This window comes from Streptosporangium sandarakinum (assembly GCF_013409935.1).
In the GTDB taxonomy this organism is placed as follows: domain Bacteria; phylum Actinomycetota; class Actinomycetes; order Streptosporangiales; family Streptosporangiaceae; genus Streptosporangium; species Streptosporangium nondiastaticum.
Map to the genome: position 1 here is coordinate 3,193,113 of NZ_JACCCO010000001.1, position 21,415 is coordinate 3,214,527.

General features: G+C 72.5%; 17 protein-coding genes. 7 read left to right on the forward strand and 10 right to left on the reverse strand.

Going from position 1 to position 21,415, the window contains the following annotated elements; genetic code table 11:
* Positions 1–11: 11 nt before the first annotated feature.
* Positions 12–629 carry a mycothiol-dependent nitroreductase Rv2466c family protein gene (locus HDA43_RS14330; protein ID WP_179820828.1) on the reverse strand — a complete coding sequence of 206 codons (618 nt, stop codon included), beginning with the start codon at positions 627–629 and terminating at the stop codon, positions 12–14.
* A gap of 146 nt (positions 630–775) precedes the next feature.
* Here HDA43_RS14330 and pdxR point away from each other — a divergent pair, with 146 nt between their 5' ends.
* Positions 776–2,308 (forward strand): MocR-like pyridoxine biosynthesis transcription factor PdxR, encoded by a 1,533-nt coding sequence (gene pdxR, locus HDA43_RS35935; protein ID WP_179820831.1) that lies wholly within the window; start codon positions 776–778, stop codon positions 2,306–2,308.
* Between the two features lie 172 nt (positions 2,309–2,480).
* On the opposite strand, the gene HDA43_RS14340 is transcribed toward pdxR, so the two are convergent.
* The 3 genes from HDA43_RS14340 to HDA43_RS14350 form a co-directional block, all read right to left on the reverse strand.
* Positions 2,481–3,758 carry an aspartate aminotransferase type Ic gene (locus tag HDA43_RS14340; protein WP_179820834.1) on the reverse strand — a complete coding sequence of 426 codons (1,278 nt, stop codon included), beginning with the start codon at positions 3,756–3,758 and terminating at the stop codon, positions 2,481–2,483.
* Positions 3,759–4,017: 259 nt separating this feature from the next.
* Entirely contained in the window at positions 4,018–4,767 is a 750-nt protein-coding gene (locus HDA43_RS14345) for an HNH endonuclease family protein (protein WP_312873249.1), read from the reverse strand.
* A 269-nt stretch (positions 4,768–5,036) separates the two neighbouring features.
* Complete coding sequence (locus HDA43_RS14350; protein ID WP_179820837.1) at positions 5,037–6,005, reverse strand: magnesium transporter CorA family protein; 969 nt, start codon at positions 6,003–6,005, stop codon at positions 5,037–5,039.
* 307 nt (positions 6,006–6,312) lie between these two features.
* Here HDA43_RS14350 and HDA43_RS14355 point away from each other — a divergent pair, with 307 nt between their 5' ends.
* Complete coding sequence (locus tag HDA43_RS14355) at positions 6,313–6,882, forward strand: hypothetical protein (RefSeq protein ID WP_179820840.1); 570 nt, start codon at positions 6,313–6,315, stop codon at positions 6,880–6,882.
* A 118-nt stretch (positions 6,883–7,000) separates the two neighbouring features.
* On the opposite strand, the gene HDA43_RS14360 is transcribed toward HDA43_RS14355, so the two are convergent.
* Positions 7,001–8,374 (reverse strand): benzoate/H(+) symporter BenE family transporter, encoded by a 1,374-nt coding sequence (locus HDA43_RS14360; RefSeq protein WP_246423984.1) that lies wholly within the window; start codon positions 8,372–8,374, stop codon positions 7,001–7,003.
* Between the two features lie 72 nt (positions 8,375–8,446).
* Between HDA43_RS14360 and relB the strand changes: the two genes are divergently transcribed.
* Positions 8,447–9,064, forward strand: a complete 618-nt coding sequence (gene relB / locus HDA43_RS14365; RefSeq protein ID WP_179820843.1) for a type II toxin-antitoxin system RelB family anti-toxin — start codon at positions 8,447–8,449, stop codon at positions 9,062–9,064.
* Positions 9,065–9,123: 59 nt separating this feature from the next.
* On the opposite strand, the gene HDA43_RS14370 is transcribed toward relB, so the two are convergent.
* The 4 genes from HDA43_RS14370 to HDA43_RS14385 form a co-directional block, all read right to left on the reverse strand.
* Complete coding sequence (locus tag HDA43_RS14370; RefSeq protein ID WP_246423985.1) at positions 9,124–9,867, reverse strand: MBL fold metallo-hydrolase; 744 nt, start codon at positions 9,865–9,867, stop codon at positions 9,124–9,126.
* A 163-nt stretch (positions 9,868–10,030) separates the two neighbouring features.
* Entirely contained in the window at positions 10,031–10,588 is a 558-nt protein-coding gene (locus tag HDA43_RS14375; RefSeq protein WP_312873250.1) for a GNAT family N-acetyltransferase, read from the reverse strand.
* Positions 10,585–10,857: a type II toxin-antitoxin system TacA family antitoxin gene (locus HDA43_RS14380; protein WP_179820845.1), complete on the reverse strand. Its 273-nt coding sequence runs from the start codon at positions 10,855–10,857 to the stop codon at positions 10,585–10,587. The genes HDA43_RS14375 and HDA43_RS14380 overlap by 4 nt, the downstream gene beginning before the upstream one ends.
* A gap of 226 nt (positions 10,858–11,083) precedes the next feature.
* Positions 11,084–11,647 carry a hypothetical protein gene (locus HDA43_RS14385; RefSeq protein ID WP_179820848.1) on the reverse strand — a complete coding sequence of 188 codons (564 nt, stop codon included), beginning with the start codon at positions 11,645–11,647 and terminating at the stop codon, positions 11,084–11,086.
* Positions 11,648–11,938: 291 nt separating this feature from the next.
* On the opposite strand from HDA43_RS14385, the gene HDA43_RS14390 reads away from it, so the two are divergent.
* Positions 11,939–12,787: a putative RNA methyltransferase gene (locus tag HDA43_RS14390; protein WP_179820850.1), complete on the forward strand. Its 849-nt coding sequence runs from the start codon at positions 11,939–11,941 to the stop codon at positions 12,785–12,787.
* A 173-nt stretch (positions 12,788–12,960) separates the two neighbouring features.
* On the forward strand, positions 12,961–14,727 hold the full coding sequence (locus tag HDA43_RS14395; RefSeq protein WP_179820853.1) for a S9 family peptidase: 1,767 nt from the start codon (positions 12,961–12,963) through the stop codon (positions 14,725–14,727).
* A 65-nt stretch (positions 14,728–14,792) separates the two neighbouring features.
* Here HDA43_RS14395 and HDA43_RS14400 read toward each other — a convergent pair whose 3' ends face one another.
* Positions 14,793–16,331, reverse strand: coding sequence for a PP2C family protein-serine/threonine phosphatase (locus tag HDA43_RS14400; RefSeq protein WP_179820855.1), 1,539 nt, complete (start codon positions 16,329–16,331; stop codon positions 14,793–14,795).
* A gap of 121 nt (positions 16,332–16,452) precedes the next feature.
* Between HDA43_RS14400 and HDA43_RS14405 the strand changes: the two genes are divergently transcribed.
* Positions 16,453–20,646, forward strand: a complete 4,194-nt coding sequence (locus HDA43_RS14405) for a HAMP domain-containing protein (protein ID WP_179820858.1) — start codon at positions 16,453–16,455, stop codon at positions 20,644–20,646.
* A 3-nt stretch (positions 20,647–20,649) separates the two neighbouring features.
* A complete protein-coding gene (locus tag HDA43_RS14410; RefSeq protein WP_179820860.1) occupies positions 20,650–21,282 on the forward strand; it encodes a response regulator in 633 nt (210 codons plus the stop codon).
* The last annotated feature ends 133 nt before the right edge of the window (positions 21,283–21,415 follow it).

Here is a 21,415-nt window from a genome sequence, read left to right on the forward strand (position 1 = left end):
TCGCCTCCTGCTCAACGGGTGATCGGCGGGCGGGTACGGCTCCGCTTCAGCTCGAAGAACCCGTCGACGCCGGTGACGAGCAGCACGCCGTCCCAGAGCCGCCCGGCGTCCTCGCCACGCGGGATCGGGCTCACCACCGGCCCGAAGAAGGCGTTGACCGTGCCGTCCGGACCGTGCACGTGGATCGCGGGGGTGCCGAGGTCCTCGCCGACCGGGCCGAGGGCGGCGCGGTTGGCGGCTTCCAGCTCCCCGTCCAGTTCGGCCGTCTCGGCGGCGTCGGCGAACTCGGCGGGCAGGCCGGCCTCGGTCAGCGCGGCGAGGTAGAGGTCGCGGCCCGGCGGCGTCCTGTCGTGGTGGATGCGGGTGCCGAGCGCGGTGTAGAGGTCGCGCGTGGCGGCGGCGCCGTACTTCCGCTCGACCGCGAGCGCCACCCGCGCCGGGCCCCACGCCTGGGCGAGCCACTCGACGTACCACTCCTCCAGCCCCTCGCGGCCCTCGTTCAGCACCGCCAGGCTCATCACGCGGAAGCGGACCTCCACCTCGCGGACCCGCTCGACCTCCAGCAGCCACCGGGAGGCGATCCAGGCCCAGGGGCACTTGGGGTCGAACCACATGTCGACCGTCGTCATCTCGTCTTCCTCCTCGTCGGGTGCGGGTCGGTCTCGCTTGCCGATCACGTTCGACACTTACGTTATGGAGCCGATTGGCTCGCTGTAAGATCCAATATCCGGCGAATCGATCAGGCCAATCCGACGAGAGACGAGAAAGGACGCGGATGGACGTCCACGTGACCCTGACCGGGCACGGCGACCTGGCCGCTCGCATCTACCGGCAGCTCCGCGAGGCCGTCCTGGACGGCAGGCTCCGGCCGGGCGAGCGGTTGCCGCCCACGCGCGAACTGGCCCGGCGGCTGGAGGTCTCCCGCAACACGGTGTCGATCGCCTACGACCGGCTGACGGCGGAGGGCTTCCTCGTCGGCAGGGTCGGAGCGGGCACCTTCGTGTGCGACGAGCCGCCCGGCCGGACGCTCTCGAGGAGCGCGCCCACGGGCGGCGGCGTGCGCCCCCGCGCCTTCTGGCGGTCCGCCGCGCCGGAACCGGGGACCGGGACGGCCGCCTTTCCGGAGCCGGGAGCCGGGACGGTGGCCCCGCCGGAACCGGGGACCGGGGTGGCCGTCCCGCGGGAACCGGGGGCCGGGACGGCGGCCCCGCCGCCCTACGACTTCCGGGTGGGCGTCCCCGACACGGGGCTGTTCCCTCTGGAGACCTGGCGCCGCCTCCTCGCCCGCGAGCTCCGCGCCGCCCTGGTCCGGCCCGCCGGGTACGCCGACCCGGCCGGGTACCCCGGGCTGCGCGAGGCGATCGCCCGGTACGCGGGCGTGTCCCGTTCGGTGCGGGCCGGCGCCACCGACGTGCTGGTCACCGCCGGCGCCCAGCAGGCTCTGGACCTCGTCGGGCGGGTGCTGATCGAGCCCGGTGACCTGGTCGCGGTCGAGGAGCCGGGCTACCCCCCGGCGCGGGCGCTGCTGCGGTCGCTGGGCGCCCGCGTCACCGGGGTGCCCGTCGACGCCGAGGGGCTGGTCGTCTCCGCCCTCCCCGACGCCGCCCGCCTGGTCTACGTGACGCCCTCCCACCAGTTCCCGCTCGGCACGCCGATGTCCCTCGCCCGCCGCGCCGCGCTGCTGGAGTGGGCCGCGCGGCGAGGCGCGGTGGTCGTCGAGGACGACTACGACAGCGAGTTCCGGTTCGAGGACCGTCCGCTGGAGCCGCTGCAGAGCCTCGACCGGGGCGGCCACGTCGTCTACGTCGGGTCCTTCTCCAAGACGCTGCTGCCCACGCTGCGCCTCGGCTTCCTGGTGGCCCCGGCCTCGCTGCGGCCCGCGCTGCGCGCCGCCCGGCGGCTCACCGACTGGCACGGCGAACCGTCCGCGCAGGCGGCCCTGACGAGGTTTCTCGACGAGGGGCTGATGGGACGGCACATCCGCCGGGCGACGCGCGAGTACGCGGCCCGCCGGGAGCGGATCGTCGCCGCGCTCCGGCGGGACTTCGCCGGGCTGCTCGACCCGGTGCCCTCCGTGGCGGGCCTGCACCTGTGCGCCCGGGTCTCCACCGGCGTACGGCTGGACGCCGGCGAGGTGGTCTCCCGCGCCAGGGTGGCCGGGATCGCGGTGGAGTCACTGGCCGGGTACTGCGGTGAGACGCCCGCCCAGGCGGGGCTGGTGATCGGCTACGGCGCGATCACGCCGGAACGGATCGCGCCCGGGATGCGGCGGCTCGCGGAGATCGTCCGGGCCGCCGTCCGGGACTGACGGCGGGCGGCTCCCGGAGTTCCGGGTCCCCGGGTGAGCGGTCCTCGGGAGGAGCGGTCCCCGGGTGAGCGGTCCTCGGGAGGAGCGGTCCCCGGGTGAGCGGTCCTCGGGAGGGCTCCCGGGTGGGCGGTGGGCCGCCACGCCACCGGGAGACCTCCCGAACCCGGATTCCCTACCCGGCCTGCTCCAGCAGCTTCTCGGTCGCGACCAGCCGTACGCAGACGGTCAGCCCGGTGATCGCCAGCTCCAGCTCCGCCAGGTCCGGATAGGTCGGCGCGATCCGGATCGTGCTGTCGCGGGGGTCGTCCCCGTACGGGTGGGTGGCGCCCGCGGGGGTCAGCGCGATGCCCGCCTCGCCCGCCCGGCGCACGACCTCGCGCGCGCAGCCAGGGAGGACGTCGAGCGTGACGAAGTAGCCGCCCGCCGGGGTGGTCCACGAGGCCAGGCCGGTGCCGCCGAGCTCCTTGGTGAGAACCGTCTCCACCAGGTCGAACCTCGGCCGGAGCAGCTCGGCGTGGCGGCGCATGTGCGCGAGGACGCCGTCGGTGTCGCCGAAGAACTCCACGTGTCGAAGGTGGTTGAGCTTGTCGGGGCCGATGGTGCGCTTGGCGGTGTTCTTCAGCGTCCAGGCGACGTTCGCCTCGGACGAGCCGAAGAAGGCGACGCCGCCGCCGCTGAAGGTGACCTTCGAGGTGGATCCGAACACGAAGGCGCGATCGGGATGGCCGTGCTCGGCGCAGAGCGCCAGGACGTCGGCGATCTCCACCGGCGTGTCCGTGAGGTGGTGGACGGCGTAGGCGTTGTCCCAGAAGATCCGGAAGTCGGGCGCCGCCGCGGGCATCGCCGCCAGGCGCCGCACCGTCTCGTCGGAGTAGGAGATCCCGCTGGGGTTGCTGTACTTCGGTATGCACCAGATCCCCTTGATCTGGGCGTCCTCACGCACCAGGCGCTCCACGACGTCCATGTCGGGACCGTCGGCGGTCATCGGAACGGAGATCATCTCGATGCCGAAGCGCTCGCACAGGGCGAAGTGGCGGTCGTACCCGGGGACCGGGCACAGGAAGGCGATCCGCGGCTCGTCCACCCAGCGGCGGTCGGCGCCCGGGACCCGGTCGAGCAGCGCGTGCACGATGGAGTCGTGCATCAGCGCGAGGCTGGAGTTTCCGGCCGCGATGAGCTGCCCGGCCGGGACCTGTAGCGGTCCGCTGAAGATCTCCCGGAGCTCGGGGAGCCCCTGGAGCCCGCCGTAGTTGCGGCAGTCGGTCCCGTCGGCGGCGGTGTGGCCGCCGGGCAGGGTGAGCATCCGGTCGGCGAGGTCGAGCTGGCGCGCCGACGGCTTGCCCCTCGTGAGGTCGAGGGAGAGCGAGCGCGCCCTGAGCGCCTCGTAGTCGCGCAGGGCGCTGTCACGCCGGGCGGCGAGCTCGCCGGGGTCCGAAGCGGGAATCGTCACGTGGTTCCTCCGCCTGACGGTCGCGGGTGGGGCTTCGCACGAAAGGATAGGAGATCGCCACGGCCGGATCGCGGCATTCGCCGCCCGTCCGGGAGCTCGGCGGCTTCCCGGGACGCCGTGCGCCGTCCTCGGGTGTCCGGGGACGTCTCCGCGACGTTCCCACGCGTCGTCCTCGGGTGCCCGGCGGTTCCCCGGGACGCCGTGCGCCGTCCTCGGGTGTCCGGGGACGTCTCCGCGACGTTCCCGCGCGTCTCCGTGCTCAGCGGCACTGGGCCAGCATGGCCGTCCTGTCGGCCCGCCTGACCGGGAGGCCGTACTTCAGCGCGACCTGCGCGAAGCGGACGACGTAGGCGCAGCGGATCCGGTGGGACGGCGGCAGCCAGGTGGCCGGCCCCGAGCCGCCCTTGGCCTGGTTGGCGGCGCCGTACACCGGTATGAGGTTGAGCGGGTCGTTGGCGATGCGGATCCGCTTGGACAGCGGCCACCGGGAGGCGCCCATCCGCCACTCGTAGGACAGCGGTATCACGTGGTCGACCTGGACCACGTCGGCCCGCTCCCTGCGCCACCGGATCGTCCTGCCGGTGTAGGGGTCGCGCAGCCGCATCGCCACGACGACGCAGCGCGACCCCTTCCGGCGCGTGATGTCGTCGCCGTCGCGGGCGAGGACGTCGTCGCGGGTCCGGCAGCCGTTGCGCGCGTACGGCACGCCCCTGGCACGGTCGCTCCAGTTCTCGCCGAACCTCGTCCGGCTGTACCCCTTCACCGGCCCGACCCTGCCGACCCGCAGCCCGCTGATCAGCCTGCGCGCCGCCGCCCGGTCCCGCGTGGACAGGACCGGGGCCAGTCCCGGCCGCACGCCCCGGGGGTTGTCGAGCGGGACGGCCCTCGCCCGGGTGCCGCTCCGCGCCGACGTCCCGGCGTCGCTTTCCGCCCGGGTGCCGGACTGTCCCGCCAGCGAGAACATCACGGCCGCGCCGAGAACGGCGGCGACCACCCCCCGTGTGCCCACCTATGCCTCCGGAGCGAGTGACAGGCCCAGAAGTTCTCGGGCTACCCGCGTCCGTACGGATCACACGAACTGTTTCATCACTTCTGGCACGCTCGGCGGTGAGTCATCCGGAACGCCTGGTCAACCGCGGATGTCCCGTGCGTCAGGAGTGTCCGGTGAGCAGTACGAGCCGCGAGGCACGGCGACCGCGACCCGGTCACGACCGCCCGGCGCGGCCGGGACCCCGTTCCGCGGCTCCTCACCGCGGCGGAGAACCGGCAGGACGGAACCTAGAGCCAGCCCTTCTTCTTGAAGACCACGTACAGGGCGGCCGAGGCCACGATGATGGCCGCGGTGGAGGCCCAGAAGCCGGCCGGGTGACCGTAGCCGGGATACGGCACGTTCTGGCCGTAGTAACCGGTGATCATCGTGGGCACCGCGACGATGGCCGCCCAGCTCGTGATCTTCTTCATGATGTCGTTGAGCCGGAACCCCTGCTGGTTCATGTGGGCCTCGCGCACGTTGCCCACCAGCTCGCGCAGCGAGTCCGTCCACTCCGCGACGCGCAGCGCGTGGTCGTGGACGTCCTGGTAGTAGGGGGTCAGCACGGGGTCGAGGGTCTCCACGTTCCGGCGCAGCAGGCTGCCCACGACCTCCCGCGTCGGGACCGCCATCCGCCGGAACCGCACCAGTTCCTTGCGCATCTCGTAGGTCTGGCGCTGGATGTGCGCGCGGTCGCCGGGCTGCTCGTCGAAGAGCTCGTCCTCCAGGTCCTCGACCCGGTCGTCCAATTTCTGGAGCACCTCGAAGTAGCCGTCCACCACGTGGTCGAGCAGGCCGTGCAGCAGGTACTGCACTCCGTACTTGGCCATCGCGCCGTTGGCGTCCCAGCGCCTGACGACCTCGTCGATGTCGAACTCCGGACTGTCCCTCACGGTGACCAGCGCGTTCTTCGTGACGAAGACCGACAGCCCGACGAGGTCGAGCCGCCCGCGTACCGACTTCGCCCCGTAGACCGTGAGGAACAGGTGGCTGTCGTAGATGTCCAGCTTGGGACGCTGGTGGCTGTGCAGGGCGTCCTCGACGGCCAGCTCGTGCAGGCCGAGCTCCTCGCTGATCTTCGCCAGGTCGGCGGGGGTGGGGGAGCACAGGTCGAACCACACCGTGGCGGACGGGTCACAGACGTGGTCGGAGACCTCGTCCACGGGGAAGCCCTCCGCTTCCAGGACGCCGTCGCGGTACAGGCGGGTACGGTTCATGGCCGTCAACGGTAGCCCGCGCCCCGGTAAAGCGGCACCACCCCCGTGGACCCGTCCCCGGCGGCTCCTCGCATCCCGGCGGTGTCCGTCCGGCTCCGCGCATCCCGGCGGCACCGCCCCGGGCCCTTCCCGCGTCCGCCGTCGTTGCCTTCCTGACGACTCCCGCCGGCGTTCCCGCCCTGGTCGGCCCCGGAAACCCCGGCCGCGTCGGCGTTCCGGCGACTCCCGGCGTCCCGGCCGCGCGCATAATCCCGCCTCCCCGGGGCAGAGGCGGTGGCACCACAGACGCAGCCCGAAGTGAGGTCAAATGATAGTTCTGGGACTCCTCATGATCGTGCTCGCGGGCGCTGCCGTGATCGCGGTTTCCTGGGACGAGACCGCCACGGCGACCACCCCCGCGTCGTTCACGGTCTTCGACCAGACGATCCAGCTCTCCCAGCTGGAGTTCTTCTTCGCCGGCGCCATCACCGGCGCCGTGTTCCTGCTCGGCCTTTCGATGATCTTCAGTGGGATGCGTCGCGCCGCCGAGAAGCGCCGCCGTTTCCGCGAGACCAAGCTGGAGACGCGTGACCGCGTCGCCCGCCTGGAGGCCGAGAAGCGGGAGCTGGAGCGCAAGCTGGAAGAGACCCCCGCCACCACGACCGCCACCACGACCACGACCACGACCGACGCCCACGTGCCCGCGCGCCGGACCCCGGTGTCCGACCGCGACGGCGACGGCGTCGCCGACCGCGCCCCGGTGTTCGACCGGGACCGCGACGGCATCGACGACCGGAACGAGCCGACCGCTCCGCACCCCCGGATCGACGTGCCCCGGCAGTCCAGCGACGACCGGCTGGTGGCCGGCCGCCACGGGCGCCACGAGAACACCCGGTGACCATGCCCCGATCTGGTTCACCGCGGCGTCCTCGCCGGTGCGGCACGCAGGCCGTACCGGCGAGGACGCGTTCCGGCGGGGACGCAGGCGACCCGCTCGCCCGGCGATAGCTCGGCGGTCACCGCTGGGCGAGCCGGGTCTCCCCCCGGGACGCGCCGGCCTTATTCCCGGGGAGCCCAGACTCTCCGGGGTCGCCGGCACTCCCGTGGGCACCGGACTCCCCGGCCCCGGAGCCCTCCCCGGCACCGCCGGCGCTCTTCCCGGGACCCCCGGCGCCCTCGACGCTCTCCCCGGAATCCCCGGAATCCCCGGTTTCCCCGGTGCTCTCCCCCGATCCGGCCCGGTCCTTCCTCCGGCCGTGCAGGAGCGTCATCGCCCCGCCCGCGACCAGCCCCCAGAAGGCCGCCCCCACCCCGAACAGCGTGAACCCCGAGGCGGTGACCACGAAGGTCGCCACCGCCGCCTCCCGGCGCTCCGGGTCCGCCACGGCCGCGGTGACCGCCGAGGCCAGCGCGCCGAGCAGGGCCAGGCCCGCGACGGCCTCGATCAGCACGGGGGGCGAGAGCAGCACCAGCGCGGTCGCCAGGCCGGAGCCGAGGCCGAGGACGATCATCGATCCCCCGGCGGTGACCGAGGCGATCCACCGGCGTCCCGGGTCGGGGTCGGCGTCGGGACCGGCGGCGAGCGCGGCGGTGATGGCCGCCAGGTTCACCGCGTGACCGCCCAGGGGCGCCCCGGCCACGGTCGCCAGGCCGGTGCCGACGAGGATGCCGCCCAGCCGCGGGCGGTAACCGTACCCGGCGAGTACGGCCATGCCGGGCACGTTCTGCGAGGCCATGGTGACCAGGAACAGCGGAAGCGCGATGCTCACCATGGCCTGCACGCCGAAGGACGGCACGGTCGGCACGACCACCGGGCGCACGTCCACCGCGCCGAGGCCGGGGCCGGTGAGCGCGATCGCCGCGACCGCGACCAGCAGCGCCCCCGGGACCGCCCACATGCGGGCGAACCTGCTCAGCAGCGCCCAGGTCAGCACGACCGGGACGGCCATCGCCGGGATCTCCGCGAGCGCGCGGACCGGCGCGACGCACAGACCGAGCAGCACCCCGGCGAGCATGGCGCCGGCGATCGGGGCGGGGATGGCGGCGATCCAGCGCCCCAGCACGGGGAAGAGCCCGGCGGCGACGACCAGCAGTCCGCACACCGCGAACGCGCCGACCGCGGCGGGGAAGCCGCCCTGCACCGCACCGGTCGCGGCCAGCAGCGCCGCGCCCGGGGTGGACCAGGCGATGGTGATCGGCATCCGCCGCCGCAGACCCAGCCAGATCGCCACCACGCCGTTGGCCAGGCAGAGCGCGAGCAGCCCCGACGCCGCCTGCCGCTCGTCGGCGCCCACCGCCCGCAGGCCGGCCAGGACGACGGTGAAGGAGCTGGCGAAGCCGACGATCCCGGTGACGACCCCGGCCGTCACCGGTTGCAGAAGGCGTGTCATCTGGTGGTCCTCTCCCGGTGTGCGGGCCGATCGTTCCGTAAACGGAACGACGGCGTGTTGCACGATATCCCCATGAAGCCCGGCACACCAGTCCCCCGCCCTGCGCTCGACGCGGGCGTCCAGGAGGTCGGATCACGGATCCGCAGGCTGCGCGAGGAGCGCGGCGTCTCCCTGTCCGAGCTGGCCCGGCGCGCCGGCGTGGGCAAGGCGACGCTCTCCGGCTTGGAGAACGGCACCCGCAATCCGACCCTGGAGACGCTCTGGGCCGTCACCGCCGAGCTGGGCGTGCCGCTGGCGCTGGCCCTGGGCGCGGACGCGGCCGGGCGGGGCCCCGGGGAGACGGCGCCCTCCGGCGCCGCGGGCGCGGTCATCCACGGCGCCGCCGTACAGGCCGAGCTGCTGGAGGTCTTCCAGGACGAGGCGGTCACCTACGAGCTCTACCGGCTGACGGTCCGGGCGGGGACCGTCCAGACCTCCCCCGCCCACCACGCGGGCGTCACCGAGCACATCACCGTCTTCTGCGGCACCCTCCGCGCGGGCCCGGCGGACGCGCCCCTGGTCGCCGGGCCGGGTGAGCATGTGAGCTGGACGTCCGACGTCCCGCACACCTACGCGGCGGCCGGCGACGAGGACGTCCGCGCGAGCCTGCTCATCCGCTACCCGCGCCGCCCGCCGGCCCCCGGGCGGTGACCGCCGGCGGACGGGCCCGGAAGGCACCCGGAGAGGACTCCGGAGGTTCCCGGCGCCCGTCAGCGGACGGGGGTGAAGGGCTCGGCGAAGTGGGCGGTGGCGATCAGCCCGTTCTCCGCCCTGACCCGCTCCAGCAGTTCGACCCGGGTCGCCGCGGCCTGCTCGGGGTCGGCGTCGTAGAGGTAGGGCACCTTCGGGTCGGCGAGCTGCACCGGGTGCAGCACCACGTCGCCGGTCAGCGTCAGCTCCCCCACCTGGACGACCTGGTGACCCGGGGTGTGCCCGGGCGCGTGGAGCACCCGGATGCCGGGCAGCACCTCGGCGGGGCCGTCCACCACCCGCACCCGCTCGCCCAGCGGCCGGACCACGTGGTCGAGGACCGCCTCGGAGGCGGTGTCGACCTCCGCCCGCTGCAGGAGGTGACGGGCGTTGGGGAAGGCGGGCACACCGCCGACCACCGCTCCGCTCGCGTGGTCGCTGTGCAGGTGCGTGATCACCACCGCGTCCACCTCCTCGGGGGTCACCCCCACCCGCGTCAGCTCCGCGCCGAGCGCTCCGGGCGCCGGCGCCCAGCTCGCCGCGGGGGAGTCCTCGGGACCGACCCCGGTGTCCACCAGCACGGTACGGCCGGCCGCGTCGCGCAGCAGGTAGCAGTGGAAGTGCAGGATCCACTCGGCGTCCTCGTGGACGCCCCCGGGGAACAGCTCCGGCAGCGGACGCCGGACGTCACCGCCCATCGGTCCCACGGCGTCGCACAGCGGGAACACCTCGACTCCCGCGACGATCCTCGGCTCGTGCCGCATCCGGCCTCCTGCTCCCATGTTCCAGCGGATTCCCAGAGATACCGGACATCCGTCCCCGCTCACCACCCCCGGCGCGAATTCCGGGACCCGCCGGCCTCCGGGCCGCTTCGCCGGGAACACGACCGGCCGGAGGCCGATCCCGGGGGCTTCGGTGCGGCGGCTCTCACCGCCCGCCGGACCGGCTCCGATGGTCACCATCCGGCCACCGGTCTCCGGAGCCCAGCGAACGCCGCAGGTCCTTGGTGAGAAGTACGAGGTGGAGCGGGTCGGTCGGGCTGCTTTCGAACTCGGCGATACGCGTGTAGAACCCGCGGACCGCCTCGTTCTCACAGTGGATCAGCAACGCCCTGACGCCTATCTGGTCGGCCACGTTCCCCACCCTGCGCAGCGCGTCGGCCACCAGTGCGCGTCCCAGCCCGACTCCCTGGGCGGCGCGGTCGACCCCCAGACGCGTCAGGAGTATGACGGGCTGGTCGTGCCGGCCCACGCCTTTGAGCAGCCGTTCCGGGGCGGATGGCGCCGTCATGCTTCCGGCGGCCAGAGCGTAGTAGCCCACGACCCGTTCGGCATCGAGGTCTTCCACGACGTAGACACGGGAGGTGCCGGCGGTGTGCGCCATTCGACCGTACCGCCGGAGCCAGTCACTCTGTGCCGGAGAGCCGCAGTCGAACTCCTCCATCCGGTGGCTCCTCCGCAGGAGCTGCAGGGGAGCAAGCTTCACAGCAGCTCGTCGAGGATCGTGGGAGTGTCGAGGAGTTCACGAAGTTTCGGGAGATCCCGCGCCGGCCGATCCGACAACGCGTCGAAGGCCGCCCACTGCTCCTCGCTCAGCCTGAAGACGGTTCGGTCGGCCAGAGCGTGCTCCGCTGCGACGGTCGCGGCATCCAGGATGAACGCTGAGACGGACCTGCCCTCGGCCGCGCTCGCCGCCTCGAACAGCTGCTTCCGCTCCGCGTCGACCCGGAGGTTGATGCGCTCGTCCTTCGCCATGACAACAGTGTACGTACGTTGTGCATACATACGGCGGACGCTACTCGGCGCATCAACAATCCGCATGCGATCCATCACAGATAGTTGAAGAAGCCGGACGGGCTGGTTCCCGAAGGCCCGCCTCGAATGGCTGCCCGGCCGCGGCCACTTCCCCTGGGTGGACGACCCGCCCCGGACCGCTCAGGCCATCCGGGCGGCCCTGGCCTGAGAGCGGCGCGGCCGAGGACTACCGGGGCCAGCCGGCGATGGTCTCGGCCTTGATGGGGTCCACGTGGCAGCGGAAGGGCACGCGCCCGGCGTCGAGGAGGCAGACCCGCACGTCCACCCGGGTGATCTCGCCGTCCGACGACAGCCGGAAGGGGGCGCTCGCCCGGCAGGTGGTGCTCGGCCGCGCCCATCCGGTGCCGCCGCCCGCGTAGTGGAACCTGGCGCGGACGTAGGCGCAGTGGCCACGGTGGGCGTCGCGGTCGCGGAGCGCACCCGACACGACGAACGTCTCGGCGGAGAAGTCGCTCACCCACACGTCCGCCGCGGCGTGGCCGGAGTGCCCCGCGGCCGACCGGACCGGCCCCCAGTGGTACTTCGTGCCCGCGGGCGCGACGGCCCGCACGGCGCTCACGGACGCCGCGGAGGCGGTGGTCCGTACGGCGTTCGCGGACGCCGCGGAGGGGGCGGGAGCCGTGGCCCCAGACGAACCGGTGGAGCCGGTGGAGCCGGTGGACGCGGCGGCGGGCAGGCCGGCCGCGAGCACGAACGCCAGCGCCCCGCCGATGACGGTGATCTTCCTCATGTCCCCTACAGATAGTCCGCCCGACTTGCAGAGCCCTTGTGCTCCGCTGAACGGCTTCGTCCCTTCGTCGTGGCCCCGACGGCTCATCCTCATCGCCCGTGCCTCCCGCGGGACGGTGACGGCCGGGGGCCGTCGGCTCCATGTCGGCCGGGGGAGGCCGGCGCGAGGACGCGTGCCCGCCGTACGGTCCCGCTCAGGGGTCGGGGCCGCGCGGGGAGCGGGCGTTTTCCTGGCGGAGGCGCCCTGCGGCTACGCTGCGCCGGTAAGGCCGTCTTCGTCGATTGGTTTCCGGTGAGCCTCGCAGACATCGTCGAACACCTCATCTGCCCGGTCTGCGGGGACGGGCTCGGCCTCGGTGACCGGGTGCTCCGCTGCCCCCGGGGGCACGCCTTCGACATCGCCCGGCAGGGGTACGTCAGCCTGCTGACCGGTTCCCAGGCGCCCGGCACGGCCGACAGCGCCGCCATGGTGGCGGCCAGGGACTCCTTCCTCGGAGCGGGGCACTTCGCGCCGCTGGTGGAGGCCGTCGCCGCGGCCTGCCGTACCGGTACGGGAGCGGCGGACGTGCGGGTGGTGATGGACGCGGGCGCGGGGACGGGCCACTACCTCGCCGGGGCGCTGGACCGGCTGCCCGGGGCGGCCGGCATCGCGCTGGACGTCTCCAAGAACGCGATCAGGCGGGCGGCGCGGGCGCATTCCCGGCTGGGGGCGGTGGTGGCCGACGTGTGGCGGCCGCTGCCCGTCCGCGACGGCGCGGCCGACGTGATCCTCAACGTGTTCGCCCCCCGCAACGGGCCGGAGTTCGCCCGGGTGCTCGGGCCCGGAGGGTCGCTGGTCGTGGTCACCCCCACGCCGCGGCACCTGCGGCCGCTGGTGGAACGGCTGGGCCTGCTGTCGGTGGACGAGGACAAGGAGCGGCGGGTGGCCGCGAGCCTGGACGGCCGGTTCGCCGAGTCGGAGCGGAGCGTCCACGAGTTCGAGATGGCGCTGGACCGCGCGGCGGTGGAGGCCGTGGTGGGCATGGGGCCGAGCGCCTGGCACACCGATCCGGAGAATATGCGGCGGGAAATTGCGAAACTGCCGGAAACGAACTACGTGACGGCTTCTTTTCGCATGTCTATCTTCCGGCGGAACCCATGAGCAAGGGTGCGGCTTGACAGCAGCCTAAGGGGCGCATGTTACTTAAGTGACATATAGTCCGAAATTGCCACACATTAGCCACGCGAAACACGGGGCGAACCGACATACTGGACGGCAATCCGGCGATCCCTGCGCCTGGATCGTAGCCATGCCATGACGGAGGGAAGCGCCGTATGCAGGCCGAGGAACGCTGGCAGACCAGGTTCCGGGCACCGCGCGCGACGCTGCCCGCGTGGGCGCCCCAGGCCCCCGCGCGGGCGGTCTACCGCAGCAACGCCTCGGGCACCTGGGAGGTCTACGCCTGGGACCGCTCGGCGGGCTCCGTCCGCCAGGCGACCTCCCGCCCCAAGGGCACCTCGCACGGCGCGATCGACCCCTCCGGCCGGTGGATCTGGTGGTTCTCCGACACCGACGGCGACGAGTGGGGCCGGTGGATGCGCCAGCCCTTCGGCGGCGGCCCCGACGAGCCGGTCGACCTCCCGCCCGGCACCCCGGCCGGGCTGGCCCTGTCCGCGACGGGTGACGCGGTGGTCGGCATGGCCCGGCCCGGTGAGGGCTTCACGATCCACCTCGTCCGGCCCGGCCACCCCGCGCGGGTGATCTACGAGCACGCCGAGGCCGCCTCCGTCGCCGCCATGTCGCTGGACGGCTCGCTGATCGCGATCAGCCACAGCGAGCACGGCGACGCCCGCCACCCGGCGCTGCGCGTGCTCCGCCCGAACGGCGAGACCGTCGGCGAGCTGCACGACGGCCCCGGCCGGGGCGTCCTCGGCCTGCGCTTCGCCCCGCTCCCCGGCGACCGCAGGCTGCTCGCCCTGCACGAGCGCAGGGGACGCCGCGAGCCGCTGGTCTGGGACCCCGAGAGCGACGAGCAGCGTGAGATCTGGCTGCGCGACCCCGGCGAGATCACCGCCGAGTGGTACGGCGACGCCCGCTCCCTGCTCATCGTCCGCGCCAACCGCGGCCGCACCTACCTGCACCGTTACGACCTGGCGGGCGGCCGCCTCTTCCCGGTCGAGACCCGGCTCGGCGTGATCGACGCCGCCGTCCCCCGGCCCGACGGCTCGGTGGAGTACTCCTGGTCCAGCGGCGCCCACCCGCCGGTGATCCGCTCCAGCAACGGCAACGTGGTGATCAGCCACGGCGGGCCGACCCCGCCCCCGTCCGTCCCGGTCCAGGACCTCGACGTGACGGGTCCCGGCGGGCGCGTCCACGCCCTGGTGTCCCGTCCCGAGCGCGGCTCCGGGCCGCTCCCGGCGGTCTTCCTGCTGCACGGCGGGCCTGGCAAGCACGACGACGACTCGTTCCTGCCGCAGGTGGCCGCGTGGGTGGACCTCGGCCTCGCGGTCGTCCGGGTCAACTACCGCGGCTCCACCGGGTACGGTTCGGCCTGGCGGGACGCCCTGACCGGCGACGTCGGCCACATCGAACTGTCCGATGTCGCGGCCGTCCGGGACGCCCTGGTGGCACAGGGGGTCATCGACCCCGAACGCCTGGTGCTGGCCGGCGCCTCCTGGGGCGGCTACCTCACGCTGCTCGGCCTCGGCACCCAGCCCGGGACGTGGGCGGCGGGCGTCGCGGCGGTGCCGCTCACCGACCACCTGGCCGCCTACGAGTCCGAGCCGGAGGCGCTGCGGGCCTACCACCGCGCGCTGTTCGGCGGCCCGCCCGACGAGCACCCCGAGCGCTACGCCGTCAGCTCCCCGATCACCTACGTCGACCGGGTCGAGGCGCCGGTGCTGATCCTGGCCGGGGAGAACGACCCGCGCTGCCCCATCGGCCAGGTCGAGAGCTACGTCACCAGGCTGGCCGAGCGCGGGCACGAGCACGAGGTCCACCGGTACGACGCGGGCCACGGCTCACTGGTCGTCGCCGAGCGGATCGCGCAGATGGCGCTCCAGCTCGACTTCGTCCGGAAACACGTCAAGCTGGACGACTGACGTCCCGCTCCGCCGTACCGGCGCCCCTCCGGCGGGTGCGCCCGGCCGGCACGCGGAGCCGGGGCTCAGCGGGCGCGCAGGACCACGATCGCCATGTCGTCGGCGCTCGGGTCGGGCGCGAAGTCCTGTACGGCGCGGCGGATCCGCTCGGCGACCGCCCGCGCCGACAGCCCCACGCACTCGGCGAACAGCTTGGCCAGCCCGCCGTCGTCGTCGAGCAGCCTGCCGTCCCGGCGCCGCTCGGTCACCCCGTCGGTCACCGCCAGCAGGACGTCGCCCGGGTCGAGGTGGACCGTCTCGGCCTTGAAGGTCGCCTCGGGGAAGACGCCCAGCAGCGACTGGGAGGTCACCACCGTCTCCACCAGGCCGCTCGGCCGCAGCCGCAGCGCCTCCGGATGACCGGCCGAGACCAGTGACGCGTCGAACCCGGACGCGGCCGGCACGAGCTCCCCGTGCAGCAGCGTCAGGAAGCGCGCCCGGTCGCCCTCGTCCAGGATCGCCTGGTTGAGCCGGTCGAGGACGGCGGCTATGCCGTACCCCTCGCGGGCGAGCAGGCGCAGGGTGTGCCGGGCCAGGCCGGTGACCGCGGCGGCCTCGGGACCGGTGCCGCAGACGTCGCCGACCGCGAAGCGCCAGGCGCCGTCGCGGGCCGCGAACAGGTCGTAGAAGTCGCCGCCCACCTCGTTGGTCTCGCCGGCGGGCTCGTAGACCACCGCGGGGTCGAGGCCGGGGATCTCGCCGGGCTCACCGGGCGGGAGCAGGCTGCGCTGGAGCGCGCGGTTGGCCGCCGCCTGCGTGGCGTACAGCCGGGCGTTGTCCAGTGCCAGGGCGGCGCGGCGGCCGATGTCCTCGGCGTACTGGAAGGCGTCCTCGGCGAAGCGGTCGGGCCGGCCCAGGCACATCACGCCCAGGGCGCGCCCCCGGGCCAGGAGCGGGATCACCAGCATCTGGGAGTCGCCGACCTGGAGGGTGCCGCCGGCCTGCGGGATCCGTACCGTGTCCAGCTCGTCGCGCAGCGCGTCGATGCGGCGCTCGTCGGCGTGCCACACGTACGCCGGGCGCTGCGGGCCGCCGTCGTCACCCCAGGTGTAGACGGCGCACCAACTGGCCAGCCGGGGCACCACGATCTGCGAGATGATCGCCGGCACCATGCCCGGGTCGAGGGTGCCGGCCAGCAGATCGCTGGCGTTGGCCAGGAAGCCCATCCACAGCGGGCCCCTGCTCGGCTCCCCGATCTCCCACTCCCCGGTCGCCGGGCCGCCGGCCTCGGGCAGCCGCAGCCGCACCCAATGAGTACGGGTCTGACCTGCGAAGGTGACTCCCCACTCCTCCACAGGTACGGTGGGAGCGGCAGGGGTTTTCTCCGGAACACCCCGCTGCCGGACCTCGATCTGGACGCTGTCTCCCAGGTGGCTCCAGACGACCTCGAATGGTTCGTCGATCACCTGCGAGGAGAGCTCTCCCGCCAGGTGCTCGGCCGATGCCATCACGGACACGGCGGCCCAGGCGGTCATCACCTCCGTGGTGAACCGTCTGGCGGCGAGGACGGCCGTGTCTGCTGGGGCGAACGCCGCAGCCAGGACGGCTCGGGGAGCATTAGTCATTGCTTCGTGCCTATCACACTTGACGGCGGCATGGGGTAATTCGAAGGCGGGACTCGGGGTTGCGCACCGTGACAGACTGGGATGACTCACGGATGCGCCCCCCGGGAGTCAAGGAGGTCTCATGACCACGGCCGACACCGTGTCCCACGTCGAGGAGCGGCGTTACAGCGAATCGGATCTCAGGCCGATCCTGCAGACGCTCATCACCTGGCGCGACGGCGACTTCCGCCGCCGCGTCCCGCACGCTCCTCCGGGGATCCTGAGTGAGATCCGTCTCCTCCTGAACGAGGTCGCCGACCGCCGTGAGCACCTGGCCAACGAGCTGCACCGCGTCCGCCGCGAGGTGGTGCGGGAGGGCCGGTTCGGTGAGCGTCTCACCCCCGGCCCCGGCGTCGGCTCCTGGGCCGAGAGCGTCGACTCGGTGAACCTGCTGATCGACGCCCTGGTGGGGCCGGTCACCGGCGCGGCCGACGTGATCGACGCGGTCGCCAAGGGCGACCTGTCCCGCCGGATCGACCTCAGCCGGGGCACCCGGGGCGAGGTGCGCCGCCTCGGCAAGGCCATCAACGGCATGGTCGACCAGCTCTCCCTGTTCACCTCCGAGGTGACGCGCGTCGCCCGCGAGGTCGGCACCGAGGGCCGCCTGGGCGGGCGGGCCAACGTGCGGGGCATGTCGGGGAGCTGGCGCGACCTCACCGAGGCCGTGAACACGATGTCCAGCCGCGTCTCCGCGCAGGTCCGCGACATCGCGCTGGTCACCACCGCGGTCGCCAAGGGCGACCTGAGCCGCAAGGTCACCGTCGACGCGGTCGGCGAGATGTTCGAGCTGAAGAACACCGTCAACACCATGGTCGACCAGCTCTCCGCGTTCGCCGAGGAGGTCACCCGCGTCGCCCGCGAGGTCGGCACCGAAGGCCAGCTCGGCGGCCAGGCCCGCGTCCGCGGCGTCTCCGGCGTCTGGAAGGACCTCACCGACAACGTCAACGTCATGGCGAGCAATCTCACCACGCAGGTGCGCGCCATCGCCGACGTGTCCACCGCGGTGGCGCGGGGCGACCTGTCGAAGAAGATCACCGCGGACGCCGCGGGTGAGATCCTCCAGCTCAAGGACACCCTGAACACCATGGTGGACCAGCTGTCGATGTTCGCCGACGAGGTCACCCGCGTCGCCCGCGAGGTCGGCACCGAAGGCCAGCTCGGCGGCCAGGCCCGGGTGCGGGGTGTGTCGGGGGTCTGGAAGGACCTCACCGACAACGTCAACTTCATGGCCAACAACCTGACCTACCAGGTCCGTAACATCGCCGAGGTCACCACCGCCGTCGCCAACGGCGACCTGACCCGCAAGATCGACGTGGACGCCCAGGGCGAGATCCTCGCCCTGAAGACCACCATCAACACCATGGTCGACCAGCTGTCCTCCTTCGCCTCCGAGGTCAGCCGCGTCGCCCGCGAAGTGGGGTCGGAGGGACAGCTCGGCGGCCAGGCGCAGGTGCGGGGCGTGTCGGGCGTCTGGAAGGACCTCACCGACAACGTCAACGTCATGGCCAACAACCTCACCACCCAGGTGCGGCAGATCGCGGCCGTCTCCACCGCGGTGGCCCAGGGCAACCTGTCGAAGAAGATCACCGCGGACGCCGCGGGTGAGATCCTCCAGCTCAAGGACACCCTGAACACCATGGTGGACCAGCTGTCGATGTTCGCCGACGAGGTCACCCGCGTCGCCCGCGAGGTCGGCACCGAAGGCCAGCTCGGCGGCCAGGCCCGCGTCCGCGGCGTCTCCGGCGTCTGGAAGGACCTCACCGACAACGTCAACTCCATGGCCAACAACCTGACCTACCAGGTCCGCGACATCGCCGAGGTCACCACCGCCGTCGCCAACGGCGACCTGACCCGCAAGATCGACGTGGACGCCCAGGGCGAGATCCTCGCCCTGAAGACCACCATCAACACCATGGTCGACCAGCTGTCCTCCTTCGCCTCCGAGGTCAGCCGCGTCGCCCGCGAGGTCGGCTCCGAAGGCCAGCTCGGCGGTCAGGCCCGCGTCGAGGGCGCCGAGGGCATCTGGAAGCGGCTCACCGAGAACGTCAACGAGCTGGCCGGCCGCCTGACCACCCAGGTCCGCGCGATCGCCGAGGTCACCACCGCCGTCGCCCGCGGCGACCTGACCCGCTCGATCACCGTCGACGCCGAGGGTGAGATCGGCGAGCTGAAGGACAACATCAACACGATGGTGTCGGTGCTGCGCGACACCACCACCGCCAACCAGGAACAGGACTGGCTCAAGTCCAACCTGGCCCGCATCTCCCGCCTCATGCAGGGCCACCGCGACCTGATGGAGGTCGCCAGGCTCATCATGAGCGAGCTGACCCCGCTGGTCTCCGCCCGCTACGGCGCCTTCTACCTCGCCGACGCCTCCGGCGACCTGCACCTGATCGCCGGGTACGGCACGCGCCCCGGCTCCAACGCCCGGGAACGGTTCAGGATCGGCCAGGGCATCGTGGGACAGGCCGCCCTGGAGGGCAGGCGGATCGTCCTGGACGACGTGCCCGCGAAGTACCTCACCGTGGACACCGGCCTCAGCTCCTCCTCCCCCGCCCAGATCGTCGTGCTGCCGATCCTGTTCGAGTCGCAGGTCCTCGGCGTGCTGGAGCTGGCCTCCTTCCGCCAGTTCGGCGAGGTCCACCACGACTTCATGACCCAGCTCGTCGAGACCATCGGCGTCACGATGAACACGATCATGGCCAACTCCCGCACCGAGGACCTGCTGACCGAGTCGCAGCGCCTCACCACCGAGCTGCAGGAACGCTCCGACGAGCTCCAGCGGCAGCAGGAGGAGCTGCGCCGCTCCAACGCCGAGCTGGAGGAGAAGGCCGCGCTGCTGGCCAAGCAGAACCGCGCCATCGAGATCCAGAACTTCCAGATCGAGCAGGCCCGCCGGACGCTGGAGGAGCGCGCCGAGCAGCTCGCGGTCTCCTCGCGATACAAGTCCGAGTTCCTGGCCAACATGTCGCACGAGCTGCGCACCCCGCTGAACAGCCTGCTGGTGCTGGCCAAGCTGCTCACCGAGAACACCGAGGGCAACCTCACCGTCCAGCAGGTCGAGTTCGCCCGGACCATCCACGGCGCCGGCTCCTCCCTGCTCCAGCTCATCAACGACATCCTCGACCTGACCAAGGTCGAGGCCGGGCGGATGGACATCCACCCCCAGCAGATCTCCCTGCCCAAGCTCGTCGACTACTTCGAGGCCACGTTCGCCCCCGTGGCACAGGACAAGGGCCTGTCGTTCGCGGTCGAGGTCGACCCGGCGGTCCCGCAGGAGGTGCACACCGACGAGCAGCGCCTCCAGCAGGTGTTGCGCAACCTGCTGTCCAACGCGATGAAGTTCACCCCCACGGGCGAGGTACGGCTGCGCGTGAGCTACGCGCAGCCCGGCGTGGCCTTCGTGGACGACACCCTGCGCGGCGCCACCGGCATCCTCGCCTTCGAGGTCGTGGACACCGGCATCGGCATCGCCGCCGACAAGCAGGAGGTCATCTTCGAGGCGTTCCGCCAGGCCGACGGCACCACCAGCCGCAAGTACGGCGGGACGGGCCTGGGCCTGTCCATCTGCCGGGAGATCGCCCGCCTGCTCGGCGGTGAGATCCACGTGGTCAGCGAGGTCGGGAAGGGAAGCATCTTCACCCTCTACCTCCCGCCGGTCTACAGCGGCCCGCTGGCGTCACGCGACGGCGGAGCCGCCGTGCCGGCAGTCTCCGCCCCGTCCCACGACGAGGCGCCCATCCTCGTGCCGGACGAGACGCCGGCGGAGCCGGTCGCGCTGCCCGAGCTGGAGACGATCCTGCCGGAGAGCCTGCCGGCCCCGAACCCCTGGCAGAACGAGACGAAGCCCTGGAAGGGCGATGACCCGCTCACCGGCGCCAAGATCCTGATCGTGGACGACGACATCCGCAACGTCTTCGCGCTGACCAGCGTGCTCGAACGGTACGGTTCCACGGTCATCTACGCTGAGAACGGGCGCGAGGGCATCGAACAGCTCGAACGCAACGAGGACGTGGCGTTGGTGCTGATGGACATCATGATGCCCGAGATGGACGGCTGGGCCACCACGTCCGCGATACGCCAGATGCCACAGTTCGCCGATCTGCCGATTATCGCGCTAACCGCTAAGGTCATGCACGGCGATCGGGAGAAGAGCATCGCGTCCGGCGCCTCCGACTACGTGCCGAAGCCCGTGGACGTCGACCGCCTGCTGGAACGCCTGCGCGGCTGGCTGAGCCGCGGCAAGGCGACCGGCGACTCCTACGAAGGGGCTTGATCGATGTCCGACCGGGCGAAGATCCTCCTGGTTGACGACCGGGAAGAGAACCTGATCGCGCTCGAGGCCATCCTCAGCTCGCTCGACCTCGTGCCCGTCCGAGCGAGGTCGGGCGAGGAGGCGCTGAAGGCCCTGCTCAACACGGAGTTCGCGCTCATCCTCCTGGACGTCCGTATGCCCGGCATGGACGGGTTCGAGACCGCCTCCCACATCAAGCGGCGCGAACGCACCCGTAACATCCCGATCATCTTCCTGACCGTCGTCGACAGCGCCCCCGACTACGCCTTCCGCAGCTACGCCGCCGGCGCCGTCGACTACCTCACCAAGCCGTTCGACCCGTGGGTGCTGCGGGCGAAGGTCGCGGTGTTCGTCGAGCTCTACAACATGAACCGCCGCCTGGCCGAGCAGGCGTCCATGCTCCGCGACCGGCTCGCCGGTGAACTGCCCCCGGGCGACGCCGCCGACCAGGCGGCCGTGCTCCCGGAGCTGTCGAGGCGTCTGGCCGCGGTGGAGGACGAGTTCATCCGGGTCGGCGAGCTGGCCCGCAAAACCGGTGACCCCAGTCTCACCGGCGCGCTGGCCGACCTCTCCCACCGCCTGGACCACCTCCGCGCCGGCCTCGACGCGCTCTCCTGACCACCTGCCGGGCTGGGGCTTTTCCTGCTCCTCGGGGCATTTTTCTGGTGTTGGGCGGGTTGGTGGTTGCCGGGGTGGTGGTTGCCGGGGTGGTCGTTTGTGCGCGCTGCGGTGGGTGGGTGTTCCGGCCGGC

Coding starts and splice junctions, on each gene's coding strand:
- HDA43_RS14330 (WP_179820828.1), bottom strand. CDS start 629: ATGACGACGGTCGACATGTGGTTCGACCCCAAGTGCCCCTGGGCCTGG.
- pdxR (WP_179820831.1), top strand. CDS start 776: ATGGACGTCCACGTGACCCTGACCGGGCACGGCGACCTGGCCGCTCGC.
- HDA43_RS14350 (WP_179820837.1), bottom strand. CDS start 6,005: ATGAACCGTACCCGCCTGTACCGCGACGGCGTCCTGGAAGCGGAGGGC.
- HDA43_RS14355 (WP_179820840.1), top strand. CDS start 6,313: ATGATAGTTCTGGGACTCCTCATGATCGTGCTCGCGGGCGCTGCCGTG.
- HDA43_RS14360 (WP_246423984.1), bottom strand. CDS start 8,374: ATGACACGCCTTCTGCAACCGGTGACGGCCGGGGTCGTCACCGGGATC.
- relB (WP_179820843.1), top strand. CDS start 8,447: ATGAAGCCCGGCACACCAGTCCCCCGCCCTGCGCTCGACGCGGGCGTC.
- HDA43_RS14370 (WP_246423985.1), bottom strand. CDS start 9,867: ATGCGGCACGAGCCGAGGATCGTCGCGGGAGTCGAGGTGTTCCCGCTG.
- HDA43_RS14380 (WP_179820845.1), bottom strand. CDS start 10,857: ATGGCGAAGGACGAGCGCATCAACCTCCGGGTCGACGCGGAGCGGAAG.
- HDA43_RS14385 (WP_179820848.1), bottom strand. CDS start 11,647: ATGAGGAAGATCACCGTCATCGGCGGGGCGCTGGCGTTCGTGCTCGCG.
- HDA43_RS14395 (WP_179820853.1), top strand. CDS start 12,961: ATGCAGGCCGAGGAACGCTGGCAGACCAGGTTCCGGGCACCGCGCGCG.
- HDA43_RS14400 (WP_179820855.1), bottom strand. CDS start 16,331: ATGACTAATGCTCCCCGAGCCGTCCTGGCTGCGGCGTTCGCCCCAGCA.
- HDA43_RS14405 (WP_179820858.1), top strand. CDS start 16,453: ATGACCACGGCCGACACCGTGTCCCACGTCGAGGAGCGGCGTTACAGC.
- HDA43_RS14410 (WP_179820860.1), top strand. CDS start 20,650: ATGTCCGACCGGGCGAAGATCCTCCTGGTTGACGACCGGGAAGAGAAC.